The organism is Campylobacter sp. IFREMER_LSEM_CL2127 (assembly GCF_025771745.1).
Lineage (GTDB): Bacteria > Campylobacterota > Campylobacteria > Campylobacterales > Campylobacteraceae > Campylobacter_D.
The window spans coordinates 1-11270 of record NZ_JAKMQV010000008.1; the positions used below are offsets into that span (position 1 = coordinate 1).

An 11270-nucleotide genomic window follows, 5' to 3' on the forward strand; every position below is an offset into this window, starting at 1 on the left:
CCATAAAATTTAACATTAAAACTCCTTTTGGAAATTAAAATAAGATTTGAAGTTTGGAATTATATATTAAAGTTGTTTATAAAAAGTTTAAACATAGCAATAAAGTGAATATATAGCTAATAATACTCACTTAAAGGCTATGAAAGTTTCAAAATTTACCCATTTAAAAACACTTTCTACTTTATAAAATCCTGCTTTTTTAAGCATGGCTATGTTTTCATTTTGAGTATAAGGTATGAGAACATTTTCCAAAGCTTCTCGTTTGCTTGAAATTTCTAGCTTACTATAACCTTGCTCTAGTTTATACTGCTCATAAATTTGTATCATTTTTTTAGCTATTTTGACATCTTCATAAAGAATTTTTTCGCTAAGCACAAACATACCATTTTCATTTAGGTTTTGATAGATTTTATCAACCAATTCTTGTCTTTTAGGTGGGCGGATAAACTGCAAAGTGTAGGTGGCGATGAAAACATCATTTTTAAAAAACTCAAAATCATCTAAATTTTTTTGATGAAATTCCACTCTAGCTCCAAAGGCTTGGCATTTACTTTTAGCAATCTCTAGCATAGCATTAGCCTCATCAACCCCGCTTAAAAGAAAATCTTTTCTTTTTTCATAAAGCGCAAGCAATAAACTAGCCGTAGAACAACCAAGATCACAAATTCTTGCATTTTGTGGCGTGAAATGATCTATGAGTTCGACTATAAGTTTTAAATTTTGTATATAAAAAGGCACAGACCTTGACACCATATCATCGAAAACACTTGCTACACTTTTATCAAATTCAAATTGTTTTTCTAAGGGTTTTTTAAAAATTTCATCTTTCATTTAATTTTCCTAAAATTTCTTTTGTTTTGTTAATATCTTTACTAATTTGTGTTTTTAATAAGGCTAAATCATTGAATTTCTCATTAGCTCTTATATAGTCAATGAAGCTTAACTCCACTGAAATTGCTTTTGTGTTTGTGAAATTTTCATCTAAAATATGCGTTTCTAAAGCAAAATTTTCATCAGTAGATCTTATACCTATAAAACTTACACTATGATAACTTTTATTTTCAATCTTTACCAAAGTCGCATATACACCATCTTTAGGCAAAAAGAAGTCTTTTGCGTATAAATTTAAAGTTGCAAAAAGCTCTTTGGCACCTATGCCTTGCCCTTTGATGATATTTGCCCGTATAGTATAAAACCTACCTAGGAAATTTTTAGCTTCTTTAACTTTAGCTTCTTTAAGTAAGGTTTTAATCATACTTGTATGAACGCTTTTGTTTTGAATTTTAAACTCATCTACGATGATGGTGTTTATACCACAAAGACTTTGTATGTCTTTGGCACTGCATTTTCTTTCTTTGCCAAATTTAAAATCATAACCTACAATGATTTTTTCTAGTTTGGGAAATTCTTGCTTTAAAAGCTTTAAAAAATCCTCGCCTTTATAATCTTTGATTTTTTCAAAATCACAAAAAATCAAAGGAAAATCAACCAAATTTACTCTAAAATCCTTAGGTGTTAAGGCTTCTTTTTCCTCTTTAGTGATGATAAATAAAGCTCCATTTTCATCTAAATGCTTAAAAAGCTCAAAATGTCCTAAATGCATACCATCAAAACGCCCTATGGCTAAGCTCGTGATTTTAGTTTTTTCTATAGGCGTAGAAAAACTCAGCATTGCCTTCTTTTCCCTTTAAGTGTGACTCTTGACTTACTTGTAAAATCCAACCAAGCTTTGCACAGGCTTTTTCAAAGCTTTCTTTAGCAGTTTTAATAGCTTTGGCATCTTTTACCACTCCGTTTTTATCACGCTTAGTATTTTTACCTACTTCAAATTGAGGTTTAAAAAGCAAGATGATAAGATCTTTAGCAAGTTTATCTATATGAAAAATCAAATGTGTTAAAGATATAAAACTCACATCACAAGTGATAACATCATATAAAATTTCACTTTTAAACTCACGCAAATCAGTGTTTTCACAAATTTGGATATTTTCTAAATTTCTTAAGCTCTCATGAAGTTGATTAGAACCTACATCTAAAGCTGTGATGTGTTTAGCATTATTTTGGTGTAAAATTTGTACAAAACCTCCAGTCGATGAACCTATATCTAAACAAATTTTATCTTTGATAGTAAATGTATGCTCTTGTAAAAAATGCTTGAGCTTAAAAGCAGCTCTGCTTACAAAAAGCTCTTCTAAAAGCGTTAGTTTTAAACTCTCATCTTCTAAGGGGCTTTGAGATGTGATTTTAAAAGAGGTTTTTTTAAACTCGCCATTGAGTAAAATTTGCTTGTTTTCTATAAGCTCACAAGCTTTATTGCGAGAAATGTTTAACTTTGCACTTACAAAGACATCATACCTCATCATCACCGCCTAAAAGAGCGTTAAACTCAGCTTCATTGATGCACTTAACTCCTAAACTTTGAGCCTTTTCAAGCTTTGAGCCTGCTTCACTTCCATATAATACAAAGTCAGTTTTCTTAGACACACTTGAACTTACCTTTGCTCCAAAGCTTTCGATTAGTTCTTTAAAATGATCGCGTGATTTGCTTAAAGTGCCTGTGATAACAAAGGTTTTATTAGAAATATTATCATTTATAATAAGCTCTTTTTTCTCATCCTCTAAATGCAAAATTTCATAAAAATGCTTAATGCGGTTTGCGTTAACATGAGTAAATTCTTCTAAGCTTTTAGCCATTTGCTCGCCAAAGCCTTCTAAATTTGCATAAGCTTCATAGCTTTGCATAAACCATTCAAAGCCAAAAGATTGAGCTAGTTTTTTAGCTGCTACTTCTCCGATATGCTCTATACCCAAAGCAGTGATAAACCTTGATAAAGGGCATTTTTTTGCATTTTCAATAGCACTTAAAAGGTTATTGATTTTTTTCTCTTTAAAGCCTTCCAAGCCTTCAAAATCACTATATTTTAAGAAAAATATGCTTTCTATATTAGTGATTTTTCCTTCTTTAAATAAAAGCTCGACGATATTTTCTCCAAGGCCGTCTATATTTAAACACTTTTTAGATACAAAATGTATGATAGAATTTACAAGTCTTGCTTTGCAGTCTAAGTTTTGACATTTTAAAAAAGCACCCTCATCTAAAAGCTCACTAAAACACTCAGGACAAAGAGTTGGTTTAGTGATTTTACTTTCTAAACCATCACGTCTTTGGGTAAAAACTTTAGTGATTTTAGGTATGACATCGCCACTTCTTATCACACTTACACTATCGCCTATCATCACTCCAAGTCTAGCTATCTCATCAAAATTATGCAAGGTTGCAGACTTTACGATAACCCCGTCTAAATTTACAGGCTCTAAAACCGCCACAGGGGTAATCACACCACTTCTTCCAACTTGTAAATTAACCCCAAGCAAGGTTGTGGTTTTTTCCAAAGCAGGAAATTTAAACGCAGCCATAAATTTTGGAAATTTCACTGTATAACCCAAAAGCTTACAATGAGCTAAATCATCTACCCTTACAACCATACCATCCATCATCATAGGTTTTTGATCTCTTTTTTCTAAAAGCTCATGGTATTTTTCTAAAACCTCATCTAAAGTTTTCACACAAAAAACAAAATCATCTTTTAAAAAGCCAAGACTTCTTACAAACTCCATCACTTCAAAGTGTTTCTTAAAATCTAAAGAATTCTCCCCCACTCCCCAAGGATAAAATTTTAAATTTCTTTCTTTTGTAATGCTTGTATCAAGCTGTCTTAGCGAACCACTTGCTGCATTACGTGGGTTTGCAAATAAACTTAAGCCATCTTTAGCTCTTTTTTCATTGATTTTTTCAAAATCTTCTTTTAAAATCACTACTTCGCCACGAATTTCTATCTTGTCTTTATAAGGAATTTTTTGAGGTATATTTGATATCTCTTTAACATTTAAAGTAATATCCTCGCCTACTTCCCCATCGCCTCTTGTAGCACCACTGATTAAAATACCATTTTCATAAGTAAGATTTAAACTTGCTCCATCAAATTTAGGTTCTATGAAAAAATCAAACTCACATTTAGCTCTTTTTGCCCAAGCTCTAAGTTCAGCTTCATCAAAAACATCTTCCATAGACCACATTTTTGCACTATGTGCAAGTTTATGAAACTCACTTTGTATAATCGGGGCGATATTTTGCGTAGGAGAGTCTTTAGAAATCTTTTCTTGATGAAGCATTTCAAATGCTTTTAACTCTCTTATAAGTTTATCGTATTCTTCATCGCTTGCTAAAGGCTCATCATCTTCATAATAAGCCCTCATCCATTCTTTTGCTAATTTTACCTTTTCTAAATACTCTTGATAAGTCATCATTACTCCAAAGAAAGTTCATCCATAGCTTTTGCAAGTTCAAACATTTGCTTATGTTCATACACATCATGCACTCTTATAATGCTTGCACCATTTTTAAAAGCTTCTAAATGCAAATAAAGCGTGCCAGCTAGCCTTTGCTCAACACTTGAGCTAAAATAAGCATTTATCATACTTTTCCTACTAGCTCCGATTAAAAGTTCTTTTTCAAAGCGTAAAAAATGCTCTAAATGCTTGATTAACATCATATTATGCCAAGGACTTTTACCAAAACCAATACCAACATCTAAAATCACATCTTCTAAACCAAGCTCACTTAGCCTCTCTAGCTTTTGCGCAAAAAAATCATCAAGCTCAGCTAATACATCTTCATAATGCGGGTTATCTTGCATATTTTGTGGGGTATTTTGTATATGCATGAGTGTATAAGTGGCTTTATATTTTAAAGCTAATTTAGCTAAATTTTCATTTTTAAAACCGGTAATATCATTAATAAGCTTAAAGCCTTTATTTAAAGCATATTCTAAACAATACTCATCAAAGCTATCTAAGCTAAAAATACATTTTTCATAAAGTTTTTCTTTATAGATTAAATCTAAGGTATTTTTTAAACGCTTAAACTCTTCTTCTTTCCCACAATACACACTACCAGGTCTTGAAGAAACCCCGCCTATATCTATATAATCAGCCCCTTGAGAAATCATGAGTTCGATTTTTTCTAAAACTTCATTTTCTTTAACCCTACTTTGAGCATTAAAACTATCTTCATTAACATTAATCACACCCATAATTTTTGCATATTTTGGTTTGTTAAAATTAGACTTTAAAAATAATGCTAAATTTTTAAGCTTAAAATCTTGTAATTTTTCTTTTTCTATAAGCTTTTTGGCTTGATCTTGTGTTACCATAAGCAAGGCATTAGTATGTTCTTTGCCTAATATAACTTCTTTATGTGTTACAAGCTCAGCTCCAACCCTTAGTGCATCTTGTTTGAGTATATTTGCAGCAGGCGCTCTTAACTCTTTAATAAGAAAAAAATGAATTTGAGTTTTTTCACTCATAATTTTCTCGCCTGCTTTATGTGGCTTTATATATTTAGAAATTTGTTCAAAGTCTGTATTAGGATTGATTTTAATGATTTTCATTTTTTCTCTCGTATAAAATTAAAGCTATGGTACTTAGTAAAATAGTTGGCTTTGCATTTAATTTAGCTAATTCATAAGCTTTATAAAAAAATTCAATTTCTTCATCGTTTAATTTTATATCTTGTTTAAAGCACTCATGGCTTAAAGTGCTAATTAACTCTAAACACTCATGCTTGTCTATATTTTCATATTGTTTTAATAATGAAGCAATTTGAGCTAGATCCATTTTTTTAAGATCTAAATTTAAAGATATTTTTTCTTTTTGAATTTTATGTTTTTCTATGATAAATCTTGAAAGTATAGTAGGTAAAAAAACATTTTTTGAAGGAGCTACGATGATAAAATATACATTTTTTGGTGGCTCTTCAAAAAGTTTTAGCAAAAAATTTTGCGCTTCTTCACGAAAAGACTTAGCTAGTATAACAATGATTTTAGCTTGTGCTTCAGCTATATAACTTTCATTCATAATAGCTTTTGCGGTTGCTTGGCCGTTTTTGTCATAAGTTAAGTCATTTAGTCTTAATTCTAAGTCAGGATTTTTGGGTATGAAAAATTTAAGATTTTTTGCTCCATATTCTTCTGTGAGCTTTTCTTGCATTAGCTCAAAATCATTATGGATAATGATTTTATTTCTTAGATTCAAATTTCTACCTTAGAAAAAAGCACAGCCTCTAAGCTTTGCTCAAATACTTTATATAAAGAAATGAGTTTATAGTCTAATTCCTTATCACGCGAGGAAAGGTAAAAGCTATTTTGCAATTGCTCATCAAAAAGCCAAAGCATACTTTCAGCTTTGGAATTAGCGATTTTAAATTTAAAACCTGTATTAGTTCCTATATAAAAAAAGGCATAACCATTAGGAAAAGAAATACTTAAAAGATCATTTAGCAAATCTATATCTTCTTGGGTATTACAAGCTTTATTATAAATTCCTTTTAAAGACACAAAAGGCACTAAAGGTCTTGTGGAACTAGCGTTAATTTGACTTAAAAAATACTCTTCAAACCACGTTCTTTGATCATCAGTAATCACAATAAAAGTATAACCTTGCAAAAGCAAAGCTAACTTAGAAGCGATCAAAGGCGACCACTCAAGACGCCTTTCTTCTAACCAACTTGTATAAGTACCATTTTCTCGGATTTGCTCTAGGGTAAATTTTAAAAAACTATTGCTCATTTATATATCTAGTTTATAAACTTCATGCAATACTCTTACAGCTAATTCGCCATATTTTTCATGCACGATAACTGAAATTTTAATTTCACTTGTAGAAATCATTTGTATGTTAATATTTTCATTTGCCAATGCTTTAAAAGCTGCCGAAGCTACTCCAGAATGCGATTTCATACCCACACCCACAACTGAAACTTTTACCACAGCACTATCTGTTTCTATATTAGCATTAGCACCTAAAACTTTTTTCATAGCATTAGTTGCTAAATCAAGCTCATTTTCAGGCACAGTAAAACCTAAATTTGTAGCTCCATCTAAACCTACATTTTGGATAATCATATCTACATTGATATTTTCATTTGCTAAAGTCCCAAAAATTTCAGCAGCAATGCCTGGTTTATCATCGATATTTCTTAAAGTAACCCTTGCTTGGTTTTTATCTAGTGCTATACCACTAACCAAAGCTTGTTCCATATTTTCCTCCTTAGTAATGATCGTCCCTTCATTTTCATTAAAACTACTTCTAGTAACTAATTTTACATTTAATTTTTTAGCAAGCTCTACAGAGCGATTTTGCAAAACCTTAGCTCCTAAACTTGCAAGCTCTAGCATTTCTTCATAAGAAATTTTATCTAGCTTTTTAGCCTTTGGCTCAATTCTAGGATCGGTAGTATATACCCCATCTACATCAGTATAAATTTCACATAAATCAGCATTTAAAGCTCCCGCTAGTGCTACCGCACTTAAGTCACTTCCACCACGACCCAAAGTAGTAACATTACCCATTTTGTCAATACCTTGAAAGCCAGCAACTACTACGATATATCCCTCATCTAAGGCTTTGTTAATATTTGTAGTATCAATGTGTTCTATTCTTGCTTTAGTATAAACATCATCTGTGATAATTCCTGCATTGCGTCCGGAAAATGCAGTAGCTTTTAAACCCATTTCATTTAATGCAATAGCAAGTAAAGATGAAGTCACGCGTTCGCCACTACTTAAAAGCATATCCATCTCACGACCTGAAGGATTTTTACTAAAATGATGTGCAAAATCAATAAGCTCATTAGTAACCCCACTCATCGCTGAAACTACTACAACTAACTTATCACAAGTTTTTTTACTTTTTGCCACTCTTTTAGCAACTTCATCAATACGCTCAAGCGTTCCTACACTCGTTCCCCCATATTTTTGTACGACCAGCATTAAATATACCCCCTTTCTTTAAAATATTTTAAAACCCTAACATATATAGGTTTTTTAAAATGGTTAATCATATCATAAACATCTTCTAATGAAGCAAATTTATAAGCATCAAATTCAGGATTTTTAGTGTTTAGATTAATAATAGCTTTATTTTTTAATCTAACCAAAAAATATTTTTGGCTTTGACCATCATAGGGATACATTTTTTGCGCAACCTTAGCTGGAAAATCATAATTAATCCACTCAGGATATTCAGCTAAAATTTCAACCTCATCTGTGCCTATTTCTTCTTTTAATTCTCTAAACAACGCACTTTTAACTTCTTCTTCCTCATCTATACCACCTTGAGGAAATTGCCATATATCTTCCATATCATTGCGTTTAGCAAGTAAAATTTTACATTCAAAAGGATAAGCTGATGATAGTACAACAGCGGCTACATTTGGCCTATATTTTTTTTCTTTTTCCATGATTTTCTTATCCTTGACTTTTTAATAATATAATTCTAACAAAAAAATACGAATTTATAATCACATTTTAAAGAAGTTTTATGCATTTATACATACATATACCATTTTGTGAAAGCAAGTGTTTTTATTGTTCTTTTACTTCACTTAAAAAAAAGGACTTTGAAAAAGATTATTTAAATGCTTTAATGCAAGATATAAAATATCAACTAAATTTTTTCAAGCTTGATAAAAATTCCATAAAGACTGTTTTTATAGGTGGTGGAACGCCTAGTTTGATGGATGCTAGTTTTTATGAAAAAATATTTATTTTTATACAAAGTTATTTACAAAAAGATAGTGAAATTAGTATAGAAGCAAACCCCAACTCGAGTAATTTTTCTTGGCTTAAAGAGATAAAAAATTTAGGTTTTAATCGTATTTCTTTTGGAGCGCAAAGTTTTCATGAAAAAAAACTACAATTTCTTGGGCGTATTCATGATCAAAAAAGTATTTTTACTAGTATAGAAAATGCAAAAAAAGCAGGATTTGATAATATCAATCTAGACTTAATTTACGATACAAAACTTGATGATAAAAAAATGCTTGATTATGAAATTTCCAAACTTACTTTGCTTGATATTAACCATGTGAGTGCTTATAATCTAACCATAGAAGAAAAGACAAGATTTGCTAAAAAATTTCATTTTAAAAAAAATGCACCGCGCCTTGCAAAGCATTTTATCAAAGCGATTGAAAATCTTGGCTATAAACAATATGAAATCAGCAATTTTGGACAAATTTGCAAACACAATCTTGCATACTGGCAAGGAAAAGACTATATAGGTTGTGGTTTAAGTGCGGTGGGATTTTTAAAAAATCAAAGATTTTATACTAAAAAAAGTTTAAAAGATTATATAACAAATCCTTGTTTTAGAGAGATTGAAAATTTAAATTCAAAAGATTTACGCTTAGAGCATATTTTCTTAGGACTTAGAAGTATTATAGGAGTGGATGAAACAAAGCTAGAACCTTTAGAAAAAGAAAAAGCAATGTTTCTTAGTAAAAAAGGAAAGCTAGTTTATAAAAATGGAATTTTTTATAATACCAACTACCTTTTAAGCGATGAGTTAGCTTTGTATATTAGCACTTAAGCTTTACATTCACAAGAAAACCTTTTAAGCTCAGGAAGCTTTATGGAAAGTTCATTGATGTTTTTTAATATATCATTACAAAAATTATTTAAATTTTCTTTTACTCCATAATACGCCCAAACACCTTGTCTATCTACTTCTAAAAAATTAGCTTCTTTTAAAATTTTTAAATGTCTTGAAAGCCTTGATTGACTCATATTTAAAGAGCTTTGCAAATCACACACACAAAGCTTTCCGTATTTTTGTAAGAAAGCTAGGATCAAAATCCTGCTTTCATCATTAACCGCACTTGTTATTTTTAAAAACTCTTGCATAAAAATCCTTATATAAAAAACATTAAAAGACCAAAACTAATTGCAATAGCAACAATCATACTTGCAAATAAAATCAAAAAGCTTGTTTTGAAAATTCTTTTAAGCAAAATAAGCTCAGGCAAAGAACACCCTGCTCCTGCTATTAAAAAACTCATCATTATACCAAGTGGAATTCCACTGGTAGTTAAAGCTAGTGCTACAGGTATCATAGCTGTACAATTCATATAAAGTAAAACTCCTATAAAAGCTGCTATAAATACGCCCAAAACTCCATAATCTTTCATATAATTTTGGAAAAAATCTTGTGGAAAAGCACCATGTATAACAGCCCCTATAGCCATACCTATAACAATATAAGGTAAAATTTTTTTATACTCTTTAAAACTTTGTGAAAATAATATTTTGATTTTACTTTCTTTAGCTTTGTTTTTAAAATTTAAAATTTTACTTGTTTTAGAATTTTTAGCAAAAACCAAGCTAGGTTTTTGACAACATGAGCTTTGAAAAGTATTGTTAGAACAACATGACTTTTGCTCTAAATCATTTTTTAAAAAGTCTTCATTAAAAAATCCTTGAGTGTTTATTTTAGAAACACAAAAAGCAATAAATAAAATCACACAAAATAAAAATCCCACATAAAATAAAGATATTTTTAAGCCAAAACTCACCATAAACATCACTACTATAATAGGATTAATTAAAGGCGAGGTGATTAAATAAGCTATGCATACTCCAAGTGGAACTTTAGCTTTTAAAAATGCGTTTAAAAGCGGTATGCTCGAACATGAGCAAAATGGGGTTAAACAGCCTAAAAGTATGGCTTTTATATAGCTTGTAAAAGAATCTTTCTTTAAATGCTCATTAAAAAATTTAGCATAACGCTCATTTAAATAAGCAATAAGCATACTAACTAAAATAAACAAAACAGATATTTCTATAAATAAAATAAGAAAATCTTTTAAAATAAAAACTAATTTCTCCATGCTTTTCCTTTTTTATTTTTAATTCAATATAACAAAAATATATTAATATATCAAGATATCTTTATATATTAATATAATAAAAGTAATAATATTTTTAAGTATTTTTATGTAAAATGTAAACCATATATTCAAGTGAAAGAAGATAAAATAATGAGTTTTGGTGAAATTTTAGTTATTTTAGTTGTAGCTATTTTAGTGCTTGGGCCTGAAAAATTACCTTCAACTATAGTTGAAATTGCAAAAATTTTAAAAGCCATTAAAAGCAATATCGATGAAGCAAAAGCAAGTATTAATAAAGAACTAAAAATAGCAGAATTAAAAGATGAAGCACAAAAATACAAAGATGAATTCTCACAAACTAATGAAAATATCAGAAAAAAACTAAGTTTTGAAGAATTTGATCAGCTCAAAGAAGATATTTTAAACAACACCAAAGAATTAAAAAGTGAAATTAATGATTTAGAAAAGGATATACAAGAACTTTCTAATCTTGAAGAAAAAATTCAAAAAGATGAAAAAAATACTCAGAAAATGGAAAGCTAAG

Annotated in this window: 13 protein-coding genes; 2 read left to right on the forward strand and 11 right to left on the reverse strand. The window is 29.9% G+C overall.

Going from position 1 to position 11270, the window contains the following annotated elements:
- Window positions 1-126: 126 nt before the first annotated feature.
- The 9 genes from cmoA to L8V77_RS05985 are packed head-to-tail and all read right to left on the reverse strand — an operon-like array spanning window position 127 to window position 8299.
- Window positions 127-831, reverse strand: a complete 705-nt coding sequence (gene cmoA / locus L8V77_RS05945; RefSeq protein ID WP_263707140.1) for a carboxy-S-adenosyl-L-methionine synthase CmoA — start codon at window positions 829-831, stop codon at window positions 127-129.
- Window positions 821-1672 (reverse strand): bifunctional riboflavin kinase/FAD synthetase, encoded by an 852-nt coding sequence (locus L8V77_RS05950; RefSeq protein WP_263707142.1) that lies wholly within the window; start codon window positions 1670-1672, stop codon window positions 821-823. Before L8V77_RS05950 ends, cmoA begins: the two co-directional genes overlap by 11 nt.
- Complete coding sequence (locus L8V77_RS05955) at window positions 1638-2360, reverse strand: TlyA family RNA methyltransferase (RefSeq protein WP_263707191.1); 723 nt, start codon at window positions 2358-2360, stop codon at window positions 1638-1640. The genes L8V77_RS05950 and L8V77_RS05955 overlap by 35 nt, the downstream gene beginning before the upstream one ends.
- Window positions 2350-4305, reverse strand: a complete 1956-nt coding sequence (gene ligA, locus L8V77_RS05960) for an NAD-dependent DNA ligase LigA (RefSeq protein WP_263707192.1) — start codon at window positions 4303-4305, stop codon at window positions 2350-2352. Before ligA ends, L8V77_RS05955 begins: the two co-directional genes overlap by 11 nt.
- A 2-nt stretch (window positions 4306-4307) precedes the next feature.
- Window positions 4308-5450 (reverse strand): dihydropteroate synthase, encoded by a 1143-nt coding sequence (folP, locus tag L8V77_RS05965; protein ID WP_263707143.1) that lies wholly within the window; start codon window positions 5448-5450, stop codon window positions 4308-4310.
- Window positions 5437-6048: a DNA polymerase III subunit delta' gene (locus tag L8V77_RS05970; RefSeq protein WP_263707193.1), complete on the reverse strand. Its 612-nt coding sequence runs from the start codon at window positions 6046-6048 to the stop codon at window positions 5437-5439. The genes folP and L8V77_RS05970 overlap by 14 nt, the downstream gene beginning before the upstream one ends.
- Before the next feature lie 41 nt (window positions 6049-6089).
- Window positions 6090-6626 carry a HobA family DNA replication regulator gene (locus L8V77_RS05975; RefSeq protein WP_263664135.1) on the reverse strand — a complete coding sequence of 179 codons (537 nt, stop codon included), beginning with the start codon at window positions 6624-6626 and terminating at the stop codon, window positions 6090-6092.
- Window positions 6627-7829, reverse strand: coding sequence for an aspartate kinase (locus L8V77_RS05980; protein WP_263664134.1), 1203 nt, complete (start codon window positions 7827-7829; stop codon window positions 6627-6629).
- Window positions 7829-8299, reverse strand: coding sequence for an RNA pyrophosphohydrolase (locus L8V77_RS05985; protein ID WP_263707144.1), 471 nt, complete (start codon window positions 8297-8299; stop codon window positions 7829-7831). Before L8V77_RS05985 ends, L8V77_RS05980 begins: the two co-directional genes overlap by 1 nt.
- Before the next feature lie 80 nt (window positions 8300-8379).
- On the opposite strand from L8V77_RS05985, the gene hemW reads away from it, so the two are divergent.
- A complete protein-coding gene (gene hemW / locus L8V77_RS05990; protein WP_263707146.1) occupies window positions 8380-9429 on the forward strand; it encodes a radical SAM family heme chaperone HemW in 1050 nt (349 codons plus the stop codon).
- On the opposite strand, the gene L8V77_RS05995 is transcribed toward hemW, so the two are convergent.
- Both L8V77_RS05995 and L8V77_RS06000 read right to left on the reverse strand, forming a co-directional pair.
- A complete protein-coding gene (locus L8V77_RS05995) occupies window positions 9426-9743 on the reverse strand; it encodes an ArsR/SmtB family transcription factor (RefSeq protein WP_263664131.1) in 318 nt (105 codons plus the stop codon). The two genes, hemW and L8V77_RS05995, sit on opposite strands and share 4 nt — an antisense overlap.
- Window positions 9744-9751: 8 nt before the next feature.
- Window positions 9752-10726 carry a permease gene (locus tag L8V77_RS06000; RefSeq protein WP_263664130.1) on the reverse strand — a complete coding sequence of 325 codons (975 nt, stop codon included), beginning with the start codon at window positions 10724-10726 and terminating at the stop codon, window positions 9752-9754.
- Window positions 10727-10876: 150 nt separating this feature from the next.
- On the opposite strand from L8V77_RS06000, the gene tatB reads away from it, so the two are divergent.
- On the forward strand, window positions 10877-11269 hold the full coding sequence (gene tatB, locus L8V77_RS06005) for a Sec-independent protein translocase protein TatB (protein ID WP_039618091.1): 393 nt from the start codon (window positions 10877-10879) through the stop codon (window positions 11267-11269).
- Window position 11270: the final 1 nt, after the last annotated feature.

Coding starts and splice junctions, on each gene's coding strand:
- cmoA (WP_263707140.1), bottom strand. CDS start 831: ATGAAAGATGAAATTTTTAAAAAACCCTTAGAAAAACAATTTGAATTT.
- L8V77_RS05950 (WP_263707142.1), bottom strand. CDS start 1,672: ATGCTGAGTTTTTCTACGCCTATAGAAAAAACTAAAATCACGAGCTTA.
- L8V77_RS05955 (WP_263707191.1), bottom strand. CDS start 2,360: ATGAGGTATGATGTCTTTGTAAGTGCAAAGTTAAACATTTCTCGCAAT.
- ligA (WP_263707192.1), bottom strand. CDS start 4,305: ATGACTTATCAAGAGTATTTAGAAAAGGTAAAATTAGCAAAAGAATGG.
- folP (WP_263707143.1), bottom strand. CDS start 5,450: ATGAAAATCATTAAAATCAATCCTAATACAGACTTTGAACAAATTTCT.
- L8V77_RS05970 (WP_263707193.1), bottom strand. CDS start 6,048: ATGCAAGAAAAGCTCACAGAAGAATATGGAGCAAAAAATCTTAAATTT.
- L8V77_RS05975 (WP_263664135.1), bottom strand. CDS start 6,626: ATGAGCAATAGTTTTTTAAAATTTACCCTAGAGCAAATCCGAGAAAAT.
- L8V77_RS05980 (WP_263664134.1), bottom strand. CDS start 7,829: ATGCTGGTCGTACAAAAATATGGGGGAACGAGTGTAGGAACGCTTGAG.
- L8V77_RS05985 (WP_263707144.1), bottom strand. CDS start 8,299: ATGGAAAAAGAAAAAAAATATAGGCCAAATGTAGCCGCTGTTGTACTA.
- hemW (WP_263707146.1), top strand. CDS start 8,380: ATGCATTTATACATACATATACCATTTTGTGAAAGCAAGTGTTTTTAT.
- L8V77_RS05995 (WP_263664131.1), bottom strand. CDS start 9,743: ATGCAAGAGTTTTTAAAAATAACAAGTGCGGTTAATGATGAAAGCAGG.
- L8V77_RS06000 (WP_263664130.1), bottom strand. CDS start 10,726: ATGGAGAAATTAGTTTTTATTTTAAAAGATTTTCTTATTTTATTTATA.
- tatB (WP_039618091.1), top strand. CDS start 10,877: ATGAGTTTTGGTGAAATTTTAGTTATTTTAGTTGTAGCTATTTTAGTG.